This is a genomic window from Streptomyces sp. KL109B (assembly GCF_030766935.1).
In the GTDB taxonomy this organism is placed as follows: Bacteria; Actinomycetota; Actinomycetes; order Streptomycetales; family Streptomycetaceae; genus Streptomyces.
This window is the reverse complement of sequence record NZ_JASERL010000004.1, coordinates 327,336-342,311: the sequence shown is the minus strand read 5'-3', so window position 1 is coordinate 342,311 and position 14,976 is coordinate 327,336. Positions and strand designations below refer to the sequence as shown.

The following is a 14,976-nucleotide window of genomic DNA, read 5'->3' as shown; positions in this document are numbered from 1 at the left end:
GTCCTTTACAGGGTCTCGGCGATGGTGTGGATGAAGTCCCGTGAGGCGGCAGCGGGCAGGGCGATGGTTTCCATGCGCTCGATCAGGACGCGGTACTTGGCCAGTTGGGCTTCTGCGTCCAGGAAGACCGGCCCGTGCGACTGGTCCAGGTGCACGGTGTCGAGGCTCGGCACGGGGCCGTGCGAGTAGAAGATCGACTGCCCGGATCCGGCGAAAGAGCCCGCGCTGAAGGGGAGTGCCTGGATCACGACGTTGGGTCGTTCGCTCATGTCGAGCAAGTGGTGAAGTTGCCCCTTGGCGACGGAAGATCCGCCCAACTGCATGCGCAGCGCGGCCTCATGGATGATCGCGTGGTACGGGGTTGGTTCCTCCTGGAACAGGACCGCCTGCCGCTTGATGCGGAACGAGACGCGGTGCTCGATCTCCGGCGGGGCGATGGCGGGAACGTCCTGGCGGAAGACCTCGCGTGCGTGCTCAGCGGTCTGGAGCAGCCCGGGGATGTGCACCGTGATGGCCGTGCGCATGCGCCGGGCGTGGTGTTCCACCTCGGCCAGGTCGAGCAGTGCGGCGGGCAGTATGGCGCGGTATTCCTCCCACCAGCCGCGAACGCGCTCGCCGGCCATGTTCACCAGCGCGTCGACCAGCGTGGGGTCGGCGCACTCGTAGTGGCAGGCCAGAGCTCGTACGCGATCGGGGCTGACGCCCATGCGTCCCGACTCGGTGTTGCTGACCTGATTTTGCTTCACGCCAAGCAGTTGACTGGCCTGGGTGGATGTCAGGCCGGCGCGCTCGCGCAGTTTGCGCAGCTCGGAGCCGAGACGTAGCTGGCGCCCTGTCGGGTTACTCCGCACTGACTCTGCGCCTCCTTGGCGACGCGGTCACCCACAAGGGTGGCGTCTAAGGGTTTTCCGCTCTTATCGATAAGAGTTTATCCGAATGCCGCTACCTTCGATTCAGGCGCCTCGCCCAGAAGCATCCCGCTCGACGGAGCGACCTGGTCACTGGGCACCGGCTGACGCGATCCACTCGGCCGACACTCCAACTCGCCCTCCCAAAAGGAGACTCCATGGCCACCGTATCCCCGCTTCCGGCCAACCCCGCTCGGTTCCCGGGCACGTACACCCTCCAGCTCCCTCATGACCCCCGCGCCCCAGGTATTGCTCGCGCCCTGCTCCGGCTGGTCCTTGAAGCGCATGGCAGGTCTGAACTGGCTCAGGACGCAGAGCTGTTGGGTTCGGAGCTGCTCACCAATGCGCACCTTCACACCACCGGTCCGTACGCCCTGCGCCTCGGTCCCGGCGCTGCTGACCCGGGGCGGGTCCGTGTGGCGGTGTGGGACGGGGACGCGAAGATTCCCGCGGGGTTCGAGCGGGGTGGGCCACATGCCGACGCGTGTGCGGAAGGCGGGCGTGGGCTGTTTCTCGTGCGGGCCTACGCGGATGACTGGGGTGCGTACGCGTTCCCGGACGGGCAGGGCGGGAAGCTGCTGTGGGTCGAGTGCGGGGCCGCTGACCGACGGGGCGGTGCCTTGAGTGGGTCCGTGCTCGGCTGGTGAGCGCGGCTCAGGGGCGTCCGGCCCGGAGGGGCCGCTGGGCCGGACCGCAGGACGCGGCGCGATCCCCGTCCGGGCTTGCGTGCCGAGCCAGTGGCTCGGTCGGCGGCGCTATCGTGGACGTGTTCCGTGCGGGAAGGGGCAGGGCCATGACGTCGGCGTATGACTACAGCGATCTGCACGAGCTCATCGACCGTCTGGAGCCGGAGCAGGCCGAAGAGGTACGGCGGCATGCGCTGCGTCTGGTGAAGCCCTCGCCGAGCCGGTTCCGGATACTGCGGAGTTTCGACGGCCCGCCGACCGATCTGGGAGCCCGGGCGAAGGACATCGCCCGGGAGGAGATCGGCGAGGACGATGCTGATCGTTGATACCGGACCGCTGGTCGCCTTCCTCAACCGCAACGACCCGGATCACGAGCGGTGTGCCGATCTACTGGAGTCGTACGACGGTGAGCTGCTCGTCACGCCGTATGTGCTGACCGAGTGCTGCTACCTGGTGGGGAAGTATGTCGGGGCTGACGCGGAGATCAACCTGATCGAGTCCGTGGCCGGTGGTGATCTGACGCAGGTGTTTCCTGACGGCGAGGACATGGCGAGGATCGTGGAGCTGATGCGCCGCTATCGGGGCTTTCCGCTGGGGATCGCGGATGCTTCGGTGATTGCGACGGCCGAGCGCTTGAAGGCGACGGAGGTGGCCACCTTGGATCACCGGCATTTCCGGGCGGTCGAGCCGTCCCATGTTGCGGCGTTCACGCTGCTGCCGTGAATGGCTTGCTCGGCGGTGACCTCGGCCGCAGTTACCAATGTGGGTAGGTCGCGGCGGCATCGGGCCGGTGGGGTTGCAGCGGCGTAGTCGGCGCATGGCTGACGTGCACTGTCGACAGGCGTGACCCGGCGGCCACATGCGGCGGTGCTGGCCCGCGTGCGGGGGCTGGCGGCCGTGAGTGCGGCAGCACCCAGCAGGGCGCCGGGTTCGGCCCTGTCGTCGGCGACATCGGGATTCCTGCGGCGATCAAGCCGATAGTCGTGCGGCCCGTCACTCCGGTGGTTGCGATCGGTGTGCGGCGGATCGGTGCCGTGGCGGGTACGGACAGATCCAGATCGACCCGGGCCGGTGCGGATCGGCCCGCGCCGAACGGATTTCCCGATCGATCCGTTCGAAGACCCAGCCGAGGCGCGTTGAGTTTTCGGGTGCGCGGTACGGCGCCGCGCGCCGGCCGATACGGGATGGCGAAGACGCCTGGCTGCCAGGGATTCCGCAGGTGAGCTTGCGAACGAGGTGGAGGGACAGATCGCTTGTCCTGTGCCCCGTCCTACCGGTGCTCCTATCACGGCCGTCCTGTCCGGTGTCCCACTTGGAGGGGAGCACCCGTGGCGCCCCTGCTTCCTTGTTCAGGGGCCGATCTGCCACGGAAATCGGGGCCAGCCTGCATATCGGTGGATGAACCTTGCCCGATCCGCTGTGGCCGACGCCGCAGCCAGTGGCACGCAACTGCGAGTGATCATTTGGCACGATCGGCTGCTTCTTTCTCCATAAGAGGTGTGACCCGAACAATCGCGTATGCCGCTCGCCGAGGGCCCTCATACTCGCCCGCACCGTTCACCTCGCCGCGGACGGACACATGACCGTGCCGCGTAAGAGCCACCCCGTCGGTGACGGTCCGAGCGACTCTGTGCCCGCGCTTGACAGCACCCGCGGTGTGGAGCGTCCATCGTCGACGGCATCCGTCGGCACCGATATCGACACAGCCGCTTCCGTGCCGGTCCACGTGCAGAAGGCACGCCGAGCCGCACCGGTCACCGTGACGGTCCGGTACGTCCTCGTCGAAGGAGGTGACGGTGAAGCGCTCGCCAGATGCCAGGCCGCAGCCCTCCGCTACGCCCTGACTTGCCTGTCCCTGAGCGATGAACCGGAGACCCCGGACCGCAGCGGGCGAAGAGGCAGCGGCAACGAGCCGAACGAGAACGGCAACGGAGCCGATCACCGCTAGAGAAGAGACAGAAGGCACGATGAACGAACTGCCGCAGCCGCCAACGCCGTCGGCTGCATCCTCCCTCGCCCCGGCCCCGCTCACGCAGGGCGCACCCCCAGGCACCCCCTGGGGCCCACCCATGCCCGATGAAACGCTGACCAGGGCCGCAGTGCCTGTGGCGTGGCTCGGTCGCACCTCCACCGAGGATTCCCAGGACCCGACACTCTCCCTGCCCCGCCAACTCCGCAACGCCCGCGCCGCGCTCCCGCCCGGTTGGGTCATCGTGGCTCACTTCTACGACGTTGAGTCCGGGCGTAAGGACCTCGCCGCCCGCGGACGCGGCCACGCCCACGAGAACTTCAACATCCCCATTCCGCGTGACGGCGGCATCGCCGACATCCTGGACGAGGCCAAGAGCCCGAACCGCCGGTTCGCCGCCGTGATCTGCGAGTCGATCGAGCGGGTGGCGCGGCGCACCTACTTCGGTACGAAGATCGAGTTCGAGCTGGAGAGCGATGGCGTCGCCCTGTGCGCCGCCGACGAACCGATCATGACCAACAGCAAGGCCAAGCGCGCCACCCCGACCCTCACCCGCCGGGTCAAACAGGCCGTCTCCGAGTGGTACGTGCTGCAGATGCTGGAGTTGTCCTGGGACGGCTTCATCGAGCACACCCAACAGGGCTGGAACGTCGGTAAGCCGCCCTACGGTTACGTTGCCGACCGCGTTCCCCACCCCGTGCCCGCCCGCCGTGCCGAAGGGCGAACCAAGCACCGACTCCTGCCCGATCCGGTCTGTGGACCGGTGGTCACTGAGATCTTCCGGATGAGAGCCCTCGAACGTCTCGGCTACCGGGCGATCGCCGAACGCCTCAACCACCACCTGGACAAGTACCCGCCCCCTGCCGCCAATCGGGACGATGCCACCGTCGGCCACTGGACCGTGCAGTCCGTGCGCGGCATCCTGACCAACCCCAAATACACCGGCTACCAGGTCTGGAACCGCAGGGCGCGAAAGAAGCGCGGCAACCGCGCCAACCCCGTATCCGAATGGGTCTGGTCGCCGCAGCCGGTGCACGAACCCCTCGTCACCCGGGAGTTGTTCAACGACGTCTGGGCTTATCGGGGCCGTCAGGGCTCTCGCAGCGGTGCCGAACCCAACAGTCACCCCGCCACCACCCGTACCTACCCGCTGCGTTCGTACGTTGTCTGCGCGCTGTGCGACCGCCGGATGTTCGGGAAAGTCAGCAAGGGGCACGCGCACTACGTCTGCTATCGCGACGAACTCCGGCGCAGCAAGGCCGACTGGTTCGACCGGCACCCCAAAGCCCTCTGGGTCAGCGGGAAGATCCTTCTCGGCGCCGTCCACTGGTTCTCCGCCGAGCGTGTCCTCGGCCCCGACCGCGAGCCGTACCTCCGTGCCCAGCTCGCCGCCGAAGCCGGAACGCAGCGACACCCGGAGTCGTTGGACGACGAGACTGCCGACCGTGTGGCCAGTCTTCGTGAACAGATCGCGGTGCTGGGACGTCGACAGGAAGCCCTGCTCGACCAGCTCGCTGAGGAGGACGGCGTTGGCGACCCCGAGACCACCAGGGCGTTCCGCCAGGGCATCCGCTCGCGCTACGACCGGCTCGACGCTGAACGTCGCGCCCTGACAGCAGAGCTCGGCACGCTGCTCCAGGCCGAGACTTCCGTGCCCGGCGGGCAGGGGTGGGAAAGGCTCTCAGGCCCCGAGTTGATCAACCTCTTGCCCGTCCTCACCACCCGCTTCGCGGAACTGCCCGAGGCCGCTCAACGCAAGCTCTACGACGCGTTCCGGCTGGAGGTCCGCTACAACCGGCTCCAGCGTGAGGTCTGGCTGACGGTCACGATCCCGGCCGCGTTCGCCGCCGATCTGGGTGAGCTGACCCGCCGCACGGTCATCCCGTCACCCGGCCACGCGCACGGTGACCAGCCAGGATTTGAGCGCCCCCGGCAGGACTCGAACCTGCGGCCAAGCGCTTAGAAGGCGCTGGACGTGATTGCCCGTGGGGCTTTCTTGACCTGGCGCTTTGTGGTGCGCTCGGTTGGCTGCTCGGGAACTTCGACCCGCGAGGGCGTGAGGTGTGTCTCTCCGCCTGCCGACTGGCTCGTTGGACCATCCCGCTGTCAGAGCCGTGCGATACGTTCGCAACCTTGATCGAACAGGCTTGAGGGGAGCGAGTGGCGTGAGCGAACGCATGCGGGTGGACACAGACGAACTCAGAGACGCTGCACCAGTCTTCCACCGGCAGGGCGACCAGTTGCGCGACGCCTTGCACACGCTCCAATCCCGCCTCTCCGCCCTCGGAGCCCCATGGGGCGCGGACGAGCAGGGCAATGGCTTCCACGCCAAGTATGGCCCGGCCAAGGAGGGCGTCGACGAGGCCGGCGCGACACTCGTCACCGGCTTGGAGTCGATCGGCGACGCACTGAAGGCGATGTCCGACAACCACGACGAGAACGAACTGGCGACCAAGGACGTCTTCGACTCCGCTACCAAGGAGCACTGACCGACTAATGGACGTCGAGGAGATACTCAAAGATGCCCTGATGAAGCTGGGCATGTGGTGGCCAGACGCCGACTCGGACCAGCTGCGCGAGGCCGCTTCCGTTTGGCGTGCTTTCGCCGAGACGGTCGACGAGATCACGGCGGTCACGCACAAGTCGGCCCGCAGCATCATCGATGGCAACGAAGGCCAGTCGATCGAGGCCTTCAGCGAGTTCTGGGCGCGCTACCACAAGGGCGCGAAGTCCGGTTGGCTTGATGACCTCGGTGAGGCGGCTCGCTCGATCGCCAAGGCGCTCGACAAGTACGCCGATACCGTTGATGAGGCGATCAGCCACCTGCGTACAGAGATCGGCATTGCCGCTGCGGCATTGGGCGCGGGAATCCTGCTGGCCATCGTTACCGGCGGCGCGGGAGCCGTGGCGGGATCGGCCGCTGCTGAAGGTGTGATCGCGGCTTCGGCGAGTGTCGGCGTCACCGTGTCCGCGGAGATTGCTGGCGTCATCGGCACAACCATGACCGGCGTCGCCTTCGGGGCTATCGAGTCCATCGCCGTAGACCTTGCTGTTGCCCAGCCTCTTCACATTGCTGCGGGCGACCAAGAGGGCATCAGCCTCAAGCACGCCCGTGAGGCCGGCGTGGGTGGAGCAGTCCTGGGCGGAGCTCTAGCGGGCGCCGGGAGCTCGGCTGCGGCCATCAAGAACGCGGGTGGCATCAAGACCGTCCTCAACTCGATCGACATCCCGGCCCTGAACATGACAGGTCCCCGGCTGGCAGGTGCCTCAGGCGCAGATGGCTCGGGCGTACTGCTCAGCGAGGGCGGGGGCGTACTTCGAGATCCTGCGGCCCGCTTCCCCGTGGGACGCCGTGGCACAAATGAGGACACGAGCTTCAAGTCTCCGGACGCGAGCGACAAGACGCGAAACAAAGGAAACCGCGAGGTCAAAGTCGCTCAGTCCAAGGGGCGCACGGCACGCAACGAGCCGACGACGATCCAAGGCCGTGTCTACGCCGGCCATGCCCTGGATCAGATGCAGACGAGGGGCATCCCGCCCACGGTGGTGGAGGACACGGTACGGAACGGAGAATCCGTGACCGGCAAGTACGCCGGAACTACGGCCCACTACAACTTTGACGAACGGATCACGATCATCACGAACACGGAGACAGGTCGCGTGGTGACCGTCGCAGGAGGGATCATCAAGCAGTGAACAGCGACGTGCAGTGGTGGGCGTACCAGCGGCGCCTGGTTGAGAAGGCATTGAACGACTTCGACCGGGGCGAGATCCAGCTCCAAACCCTGGCGGCAGATCTGATGGCGATCTCAGACGCCATAGACGAACGAGGCAGCGAAGCGATGTCCTCGATCGCTGCAGCACTGTCTGTTGCCCCTACGGAGTGGTTGGAAAACTTCCGGTCGGCAGCCTTCGGCATTGAAGTCATCTTCGCTGTTGCTGCGGACCAGGGCGTCGATGTGCTTCCTCCTGAACAGGTAGACGGAGTCGACCGCGAGATCGATCAGATTGAGTTCCTCGTGGGACAGCTACCGATCTAAGAAACGGGTTAGGGGCAGCCTCAGCTTGGGATAGTGCCGATGTCGCTGGTCTACTACCAGAGATGCAACATGCTGCTAATTGCCACGCAGTCGATCTCTGAATGGGAAGCCGACGCTACCTATAGGGTCGGGAGTCTGTAGGGGGCTGCTTCTGTGAGTGGTCATAGCTGGCGTGTGAATCAAGTATTCGAACTCGACCTGCTCGGTCAATCGACCTCAACCTTCACCGATCAGAAGGCAACCGCATCGAATCCTCCGGAGCAGTACCAGTCATTCTCGGCTAGTGCGGAGAACATTACTGCTTTCCAATCATTTACGTCGTGCTCGCGTGCGCTTTCTTCACACCCCTTCAGATGCTCCCGAACGCCACTGCTCCCTAGCAGTCGGAACATTTGACGGAGCGTTCCACGGATCCTGCTGATTTCGGTCACAGCGTGATGCGAATAGAGCTCGCCCAGTCTGAAGACTTCGAAGTGATACCTAGCTCGCGCAATGAGCGTACTGTCCCAGCCGGACGGCGTTCCCACGGAAAAATGCACCGTGGCGGGAGTGCTCTCGTACGTAGTGGCCACTAGCCACCGTGCGTCTGTAACGTCATCGACATATGGGTTGAACGTTTGCTCCGCTGCTTCCATTGGGCGTTTTTGGTGCTTAATTTTATTGCACTCGAAACAGGCAGGAATCAGATTGAGCGGAGTGACAGCCAGTGCAGAGAAGTCCACGCGCGGCAAGTAGTGATCTAGGGTGCTTACTTTCCGGATACCGCACAGCGGGCAGACATCGTTAGCCGACCCCAGCTTTATGCGATCGTAGATTCTACGCCCAGGGGCACCGACCTTGGCCATGCGTTGTTCGTATAGCCCTTTCGATAAATCTTGTGAGGTGATTTTGAGTGCAACTCCAAGGCCACTGTCCTCGGGCCGGAAGGACATCGGCTCCAAAGTATGGACTTCGCTGCGTTCGGAGTGTTCAGCAAATCGGGCGGAGGCATCTTCGATGAAGTCAACAGCTTCTGTAAAACTGGCTTTTAGTTCTTTGTCTCTCACGCCGCTGAGGCAGGTGAGGTAGGTCTCTCTGGCGGATATTTCTGGTCTACGTACGGGCCACATTTACTGCGCGCCCTCCGAACCCTTGACGGCTAGGAGCACACGAATAATTCCTTGAGCTTCGCTTCCCAGCTGCTGGCCAAAGTCGGCAGCGACATCTTCGAAGGAAGAGGCTTGGCCCACAGCTCGTTGCAAATCGGCGTGATAGCCAGACTGAGTCACCTCAAGGCCGAACACCTCATGCGTAAGCAGACCGACGTTTTCTCCGTAAGTCTCGATTTGAGGGCGATCCGCCACACTCCGGTCGCCACTGCGGCGCAGCTTCCATACGCAGCTTTTCGGAACTTCCTGCAAAACTACGGGAGAGTGCGTAGCTATGACAGCTGCCCCATTTGTCTCAGTGAGAAGATCGGAGAGCGCACGCATAAAGGATGAAAGAAGAGGTGGGTGGAGGTGTGATTCGGGTTCGTCGAAGAGCACCAAGGATCGTTCGCGAGCTTCAGCTACCAAGCGGGTTAGGGTAAGTAGGACCACTTTGTGACCCGAACTAGCTCGCGTGAAGGCGTCGAGTAGCTTAGCGTCCGTCTCCGTCCACAGAACAGTATCGGGCGAGTGGACGTTTTCAAGGTGGAGTGGTGACCTCAGATCTAGGTCTTTAAATAGCGGATCGCGCTCAAGCGTCCCTATGGCGCGATTCCATCTGTCGCGGAGGGTCGCATTTCTGACAACCTCCCCTACCGTGCTTGCAAATTCTTGAGCGAGCGACTGGATATCACGAGGTCGCCGATCATCGGTTTCTGGGTCACCAAGCCCAATGTATGAAATTGGGACTTTGGGGCCGCGAAGAGAGAACAAGGTTTCTTGCTCGCCATCAGCTTCCGCCGGTAGGGCTCTAGCGATAAAAGGATCGAAAGCGCTGAAGCTTACGAAGATAACGTTCTGAAATGGGAAATTGTCTCGCCCCGTGGCATCGCTTGGTTCAAGATCGATGAAACTCCCCTGTTCGCCAGGCTCGACGGTGTCTCCAGGAGAGACTGCCGCCGACATCCCCTTCAGGAGGGTGGTTTTTCCGACTCCATTACCTCCAATGAGAACATGAACGTTCGTTGGCGGCTGGCTGTTGGTGAAGACTTCGAATCGAAGATCAAGCGAGTTTCGGCCAAGCTCTTCGATTTCTGGGCTTGAATACTGAAAAAGAAAGTCCCGTACCTTTACTCCGCCATGGGCGACGCGTCGAAATTGTCCTTCGACTGTAGCAAGGGGCACTGCCCGCAGGAGAGACTTCTTTGTCACCTCATAGCGCAAGAATTCTGTGACGTCCCTATCGCTGAAGGCTAGATCTCGAAGAGACGCTAGAGCAATGTTTCGCAGGCCAAATGGGGTGGTCAATGCCTCGTAGTATTCGGCGCTTTGGCCGAGAGAAAAGAAATTGTCGTCGAGATGCAGAAACTCTTGTGGAAGTGGCGGGCGACCATGAGTCTGCTCTTTGTGAGCGATTTTTACCTGCCCCATCGCGTGGGAGGTGTTTGAGGCGTCGCGATATACTAGATCGAAGAGCGTTCCGTAGCCGAAGTCATCCCATGTATCTGGGATGAGTAGGAAGGTCTCCCCACTGGGCTCAACTTCGGTTGTGCGACTTGGCAGGGTGATGAACTTGACCGGATCGGTTCGCTGTGGAGGAGGCGAAGAGGGGGAAGGCCTTGGTTTCCGCGAGTTCTTCGGATGGCGTTCAATCTCGAATTCGCCGAATGCATTTTTAATTCGCGACACTACAGTTGCCGCTCTGATATCCCCCACAGGGATAAGTCCATAGGTCGGAGCCCAAGAATCATCTGCACTCGACTGCAGAATTACAATTGGCTTGTTTTCTTTATTGGCGATTTCGCGAGCGGCGCGATGGATTTCTTCATCCTGGTCCCCTCGCATTACCACAAACACTAGAAGAGATGCGCTTTGTGCGCGTCTCGACTGGGTGCCCCGCACGCTCATATTGCCCGCTTTGCTCACGTATGCGGGGTAAATGAGCTGAGGTTCAAGTTCTGTGAAATCAGACAGGAAGAGCTGCAGCTCTCGGTACTTACTCACGCTTGGGGCCGAGTGGTCCACCGTGGCCAGGATGCGGCTGAGCTGTTGCAGGTGTTCCTGTGTCGTCACAGCGCCACCTTAGTGGCGGAGCCGCATCTCTGTCAGGGGTCCTAGCTAAAGATGCTAAGCGGTGGGGTGTTCCATGTGCTCGATGTGTGTTTTGAGCGCGAGCGCGAAGGCCTCCTGGTAGCGGAGGCGACTCCGCATCAGGCGGTCATGGAAGCCTGTGGTCGCGCGGAGACTCAACGGCTTAGCCAGATCCAGCTCAACCAAGTCGCTCAGATGTCTGTACGGATGCTGTTCAGGCCAGAGGCTCACGTCTAGGGTGTGCCGACTGTCGGCGCTTCCCCATGCGGCTGTAGGCCAACGAGAGCCCGCGGGGAGCAACCGGCTGGGCAGGGGGATTGGGGTGCCCGGATTGGCGAGTCGCCTGCCGAGCCACTCTGCCACCCCCACTGTGACGGCGTTGCCGACCAGTTTCCAACGTAGGCTTGGGCGTGAGTTTTGCTGGGCGGGTTCGGTCCAAGCTCTGGGAAAACCTTGCAGAGCCTCGGCATCAGCAATTAGTGGGGTCACGATTGCTCGTCCAGCTGGTGCGCCCTTTGTCCAGATGGCAGGTGAAGATGGAATTCCTAGACCGGACCCGCCTTTTAGTGTGGGAATGGCGTCCCTTGCCCAGCCAAGTCCTGTATTCCCTTCAGTCCAGTAGAAACCGTATGTGTCTTCGCGGTAGAAGTGGTCTGGACGCTCCCCTGCGTCGTCGGCAAACAACACTTGGCGTGGATCCTCTGACTTGGAGGCCACCAAAATCACTCTGTGGCGACGCTGAGGTACACCTGTGAATCGTGAGTCAACCAGTCGATAGGCCCAGGTGTAACCGAGGCATTCAAACTGTGTGACCAAGTATTCCATAGCAGTGCCACGGTCTAGGGCTAGCATGTTGCGCACGTTCTCAATGACGACCCATCTAGGCGATGCATCTTCGAGAAGTTGAAACAGATGCTTGATCATGCCTGATGCCCGTCCGTGAATACCAGCGGTCCGTCCGGCTTGTGACAGGTCGGTGCACGGAAATCCCGCAGTGACTACGTCAACATCGGGTAGCGATTCAAGCGTCTGAATGTCGTCGTGAAGGGGTACGTCCGGGAAATGATGTCTGAGGACTGCTTGCGCGGGCTCCCACCACTCGCACAGAAGCTCTGTACGCATGCCGGCAGCTTGCAGTCCCAGCTCGACGCCGCCGATGCCTGCGAAGAGACCTGCGACAGACAGAGGGGGGCTGGACGGCGTAGACGTGAGCATGTGAGGGATCATCCCATGCCCCACTGACAGGGCGGACTCAGCGGCCGTTCAGCAGGGTGTCAGCGGTCGGTGGAGCGGGTTTGGGCTGGAGCTGCTTTGGGGCGAGTGATCATGGCCCCTTAAGCTGACCGCGAGTCGGGCAGGTAGTGAACCTGCCCGTTGGTGCTCGACGCGGGGCCATGATCTTCGAGGCTCGCCCCAAAGTGGCTGTCTAAAGCCGTGGAGCCGACCGGGTCCAGCCACGACGGCTTTCCTCATCATCAAGGGCGCGCCCGCGGTCGGCTGTTGCCTCGTGCGGTGGTCAGCGGGCCGTAGGTGCCCGTGAATCTCGGCAGCGTGGGACCGCCGACCACCGTCACCCCGATCCGGCCTCATCGGTCAACCCAAAGCTTCTTTCCTGCTCTTCCGTTCCCCTCCGACATGCCCAGCGCTGGTCTTTGCCCCCTTGCGGGCGCGGGCGGGCGACGGCGCGCGGCCCCGCTGGCGAAGACATTGAGGGGCCGCGCGGCGGCGTCCGGCCGGCGCCGCCGCGCTGTGCGCGGCACTTGCTTCCTTGTGATCGATGGCTCGTCATCTGTAACGCGGGCTTGTGGCGTCGAGGAGGACGGTCCTGCGCCTGCGCACGATCAAGTTCGCCTGTGCTCTTTTTCCTTTTCCGAGGCCGGATCGGGGTGGCGGTGGTCGGCGAGCCGGGCGCGACCGGTGATTCACGGTGGGCGCCATCGGCGGATGGGTTGGCAATGATCCACGAGCGGGACCGGCACCGATCGGCGAGCGGAGCGAGCCCTTGATGACGTAGGGAAAGTTTGTCCGCGCTGGCCGATCGGCGCTCTTGCGGGGTTGTTGAACCGCTGCTGCCATGACCCTTGGGACGCTGTCGGGGGTGGTCATGGGCTTGCTCAAGGTTGTGCGTTGGAAGAGGCACGGACACGATCGGTTGTACGTGAACCTGCCGGACGGCACCGCGGTGGCTTGGATGGATTGCCGTACCGGGAAGATTGAGATCTTGGACGAGCGCTATCGGCGTGAGGCCTTGGGGTCGCTTCGTGTGTACCGGGGGTCGCAGCCGCGCCATGAGAAGGGTCGTCCGGCTGCTCGTACTCCGTCATCGCGTCGGCCATCGGCTGCGCCACGACCCAGGGACACGCGCAGGAAGTCGCTGCCCGCTCTGTCTCCGGGGGAGGATCTGGCCGCGAATCGCCCTGGGGCTCGGCTACTTGGCCTGATCGCCGAGCGTGGGCCTACGCGCGCGCAGAGGGCCTGGGCCCGTCTCCGGGGCCGGTCCACGGAATGGGATTCCTGGTTCGCTGGGCTGGAAGGCGAACGCCGTGTGGGTAATGAGCTGCGCCGGCTGGAGAACTCGGGCTGGCGAGTGTTGCACGGGATACCGCTGCCAAACGGTGCCGACATTGACCATCTGCTGATCGGCCCTGGCGGTGTCTTCGCGATCAACACCAAGCACCACGACGGTAAGAGCGTGTGGGTCGGTGACGAGATGGCTCGGATAGACCATGGTCCTGCTCGGCCCTATGCCCGCGCGAGTAAGGCTGAGGCGCAGCGTGTGCGAGCTGTCTTGGAGCTGTACGTCGATTTCGACGTCCCGGTCGAACCGGCGATCGTCCTGGTGGGTGCCGAAGATGTGGCCAGGGCCCCTACGCAGTTCACCGTGCGTGTCTACCGAGAGCGAGAGGTGTCCTCGCTGGCGCCACTCGATGGTGTCCTTGCCAAGGATCAGGTCGAGACCCTGTACGAGGTGGCCCGGCGTCGACGTGTGTGGCTGAGCGGCTGATTGCCGAAGTCGCTTGCGCAGTAGTGGGTATACGACGTGATCGGGAGTGGTGATCGCGCTCTGTTGGCTGGTCGGTAGCTCCGATACGGTGCGATTCATGCCTACTGCACTGGACACGCCTCGGGGTGCTGCGGAGCTGGCCGAGTCTCTGTTGCCTCAGCTCGGGGACCGTTGGCTGCACACTCAGGCCGTTGCAGCGCGCGCACGCGAGGTAGCTGCGGCCGTGCCGGAAGCTGAGCGCAATCTTCTTGAGGCGGCTGCCTGGTTGCATGACGTCGGCTATGCCCCGGAACTGCGGGAGACGGGATTCCACCCGCTTGATGGTGCTCGGCACCTGGAGTCTTTGGGCGCTCCTGGTCGGCTCGTGCGGCTGGTTGCTCATCACTCGGGTGCGGTTTATGAGGCGCAGCAGCGTGGGTTGGCAGACCAGTTGGCTGCGTACGAGCGGGAGGACTCGTCGCTCCTCGACGCGTTGATCTACGCCGACATGACCACGGGGCCAGCTGGGCAGTCCTTCGACTTCGGCCGGCGCATGGACGAGATCCTCGACCGGTACGAGCCGGACAGCGTGGTGTACATCGCGATCAGCAAGGCACGTCCGTATCTGGCAGCCGCTGTCGAGCGCACCCGGGTACGTCTCGACAAGTGATCAGCCGATGTACGGCGTGGGCAGGCCGGCCAAGCCGTGTTCGATCCGCATCCGCATGGAGGGGTGGATGTTGAGGTCCTCCAGCGTGCTCGGCTCGACGAAAGCGACTTCTTTGCTCTCGCTGCTTGTTCGCAGTTCTCCGCCGGTGATCCGGGCTGTGAAGCAGAGCGAGAACTGTTGGCGTACTTCGCCGTCGTCGTAGGCCATGACGTGGCCCGGGTTGGTGTAGATGCCGACCAGGCCCGTCACCTCGACGTCGATGCCGGTCTCTTCCTTGGTCTCCCGTACCGCGGCGTCGGCGGCTGACTCTCCGACCTCGACACCACCTCCGGGCAGTGCCCACAGGTTGTTGTCCGTCTTGTGGATCAACAGGACCTGTCCGGCGTCGTTGACTGCGACGGCGACCACCGAGGGGACGATGCTGTTCGCCTTGGGGGCGTTGGGATCATTCACGTAGTCGATGCGGGCCATGAACCCAGCGTCGCACGCTCGGCCGACGAGA

Annotated in this window: 14 protein-coding genes and 1 tRNA gene; 9 read left to right on the top strand and 6 right to left on the bottom strand. The window is 63.3% G+C overall.

Annotated elements, in window-relative coordinates; translation table 11 throughout:
* Positions 1–5 precede the first annotated feature (5 nt).
* The gene (locus RBJ65_RS16200; RefSeq protein WP_306320507.1) at positions 6–851 is read right to left on the bottom strand and encodes a helix-turn-helix transcriptional regulator; all 846 of its coding nucleotides are present in this window, start codon (positions 849–851) and stop codon (positions 6–8) included.
* 215 nt (positions 852–1,066) lie between these two features.
* Between RBJ65_RS16200 and RBJ65_RS42100 the strand changes: the two genes are divergently transcribed.
* The 4 genes from RBJ65_RS42100 to RBJ65_RS16185 all read left to right on the top strand — a co-directional run bounded on the left by RBJ65_RS42100 (position 1,067) and on the right by RBJ65_RS16185 (position 5,526).
* On the top strand, positions 1,067–1,555 hold the full coding sequence (locus RBJ65_RS42100; protein ID WP_372341327.1) for an ATP-binding protein: 489 nt from the start codon (positions 1,067–1,069) through the stop codon (positions 1,553–1,555).
* Positions 1,556–1,701: 146 nt separating this feature from the next.
* Complete coding sequence (locus RBJ65_RS16195; RefSeq protein ID WP_306320508.1) at positions 1,702–1,920, top strand: hypothetical protein; 219 nt, start codon at positions 1,702–1,704, stop codon at positions 1,918–1,920.
* Positions 1,907–2,317, top strand: coding sequence for a type II toxin-antitoxin system VapC family toxin (locus RBJ65_RS16190; protein ID WP_306320509.1), 411 nt, complete (start codon positions 1,907–1,909; stop codon positions 2,315–2,317). The genes RBJ65_RS16195 and RBJ65_RS16190 overlap by 14 nt, the downstream gene beginning before the upstream one ends.
* A gap of 1,139 nt (positions 2,318–3,456) precedes the next feature.
* Positions 3,457–5,526 (top strand): recombinase family protein, encoded by a 2,070-nt coding sequence (locus RBJ65_RS16185; protein ID WP_306332151.1) that lies wholly within the window; start codon positions 3,457–3,459, stop codon positions 5,524–5,526.
* Here RBJ65_RS16185 and RBJ65_RS16180 read toward each other — a convergent pair.
* Positions 5,488–5,555 (bottom strand) — tRNA-Ser (locus RBJ65_RS16180). The genes RBJ65_RS16185 and RBJ65_RS16180 overlap by 39 nt on opposite strands.
* A gap of 173 nt (positions 5,556–5,728) precedes the next feature.
* Between RBJ65_RS16180 and RBJ65_RS16175 the strand changes: the two genes are divergently transcribed.
* Genes RBJ65_RS16175 through RBJ65_RS16165 form a run of 3 tightly spaced genes read left to right on the top strand, consistent with a single transcriptional unit; the run spans position 5,729 to position 7,603 of the window.
* On the top strand, positions 5,729–6,052 hold the full coding sequence (locus RBJ65_RS16175; RefSeq protein WP_306320510.1) for a WXG100 family type VII secretion target: 324 nt from the start codon (positions 5,729–5,731) through the stop codon (positions 6,050–6,052).
* Positions 6,053–6,059: 7 nt separating this feature from the next.
* On the top strand, positions 6,060–7,259 hold the full coding sequence (locus tag RBJ65_RS16170; protein WP_306320511.1) for a WXG100 family type VII secretion target: 1,200 nt from the start codon (positions 6,060–6,062) through the stop codon (positions 7,257–7,259).
* Positions 7,256–7,603 (top strand): hypothetical protein, encoded by a 348-nt coding sequence (locus RBJ65_RS16165; RefSeq protein ID WP_306320512.1) that lies wholly within the window; start codon positions 7,256–7,258, stop codon positions 7,601–7,603. The genes RBJ65_RS16170 and RBJ65_RS16165 overlap by 4 nt, the downstream gene beginning before the upstream one ends.
* 230 nt (positions 7,604–7,833) lie before the next feature.
* Here the strand turns inward: RBJ65_RS16165 and RBJ65_RS16160 are convergent, their stop codons facing one another.
* The 3 genes from RBJ65_RS16160 to RBJ65_RS42095 form a co-directional block, all read right to left on the bottom strand.
* Positions 7,834–8,649 (bottom strand): HNH endonuclease, encoded by an 816-nt coding sequence (locus tag RBJ65_RS16160; RefSeq protein WP_306320513.1) that lies wholly within the window; start codon positions 8,647–8,649, stop codon positions 7,834–7,836.
* A 63-nt stretch (positions 8,650–8,712) separates the two neighbouring features.
* Positions 8,713–10,803, bottom strand: coding sequence for an ATP-binding protein (locus RBJ65_RS16155; RefSeq protein WP_306320514.1), 2,091 nt, complete (start codon positions 10,801–10,803; stop codon positions 8,713–8,715).
* Positions 10,804–10,857: 54 nt separating this feature from the next.
* On the bottom strand, positions 10,858–12,036 hold the full coding sequence (locus RBJ65_RS42095; RefSeq protein WP_372342330.1) for a DNA cytosine methyltransferase: 1,179 nt from the start codon (positions 12,034–12,036) through the stop codon (positions 10,858–10,860).
* An 859-nt stretch (positions 12,037–12,895) separates the two neighbouring features.
* Here RBJ65_RS42095 and RBJ65_RS16150 point away from each other — a divergent pair.
* On the top strand, positions 12,896–13,825 hold the full coding sequence (locus RBJ65_RS16150) for a nuclease-related domain-containing protein (protein WP_306332145.1): 930 nt from the start codon (positions 12,896–12,898) through the stop codon (positions 13,823–13,825).
* A 97-nt stretch (positions 13,826–13,922) separates the two neighbouring features.
* Positions 13,923–14,474, top strand: coding sequence for an HD domain-containing protein (locus tag RBJ65_RS16145; RefSeq protein WP_306320515.1), 552 nt, complete (start codon positions 13,923–13,925; stop codon positions 14,472–14,474).
* On the opposite strand, the gene RBJ65_RS16140 is transcribed toward RBJ65_RS16145, so the two are convergent.
* Entirely contained in the window at positions 14,475–14,945 is a 471-nt protein-coding gene (locus RBJ65_RS16140; protein WP_306320516.1) for an NUDIX hydrolase, read from the bottom strand. It abuts the gene before it with no gap.
* Positions 14,946–14,976: the final 31 nt, after the last annotated feature.

Excerpts from the sequence above, each read along its gene's own strand:
- RBJ65_RS42100 (WP_372341327.1), top strand. The coding sequence starts at position 1,067 with ATGGCCACCGTATCCCCGCTTCCGGCCAACCCCGCTCGGTTCCCGGGC.
- RBJ65_RS16195 (WP_306320508.1), top strand. The coding sequence starts at position 1,702 with ATGACGTCGGCGTATGACTACAGCGATCTGCACGAGCTCATCGACCGT.
- RBJ65_RS16190 (WP_306320509.1), top strand. The coding sequence starts at position 1,907 with ATGCTGATCGTTGATACCGGACCGCTGGTCGCCTTCCTCAACCGCAAC.
- RBJ65_RS16185 (WP_306332151.1), top strand. The coding sequence starts at position 3,457 with ATGAACCGGAGACCCCGGACCGCAGCGGGCGAAGAGGCAGCGGCAACG.
- RBJ65_RS16170 (WP_306320511.1), top strand. The coding sequence starts at position 6,060 with ATGGACGTCGAGGAGATACTCAAAGATGCCCTGATGAAGCTGGGCATG.
- RBJ65_RS42095 (WP_372342330.1), bottom strand. The coding sequence starts at position 12,036 with ATGCTCACGTCTACGCCGTCCAGCCCCCCTCTGTCTGTCGCAGGTCTC.
- RBJ65_RS16150 (WP_306332145.1), top strand. The coding sequence starts at position 12,896 with ATGACCCTTGGGACGCTGTCGGGGGTGGTCATGGGCTTGCTCAAGGTT.
- RBJ65_RS16145 (WP_306320515.1), top strand. The coding sequence starts at position 13,923 with ATGCCTACTGCACTGGACACGCCTCGGGGTGCTGCGGAGCTGGCCGAG.
- RBJ65_RS16140 (WP_306320516.1), bottom strand. The coding sequence starts at position 14,945 with ATGGCCCGCATCGACTACGTGAATGATCCCAACGCCCCCAAGGCGAAC.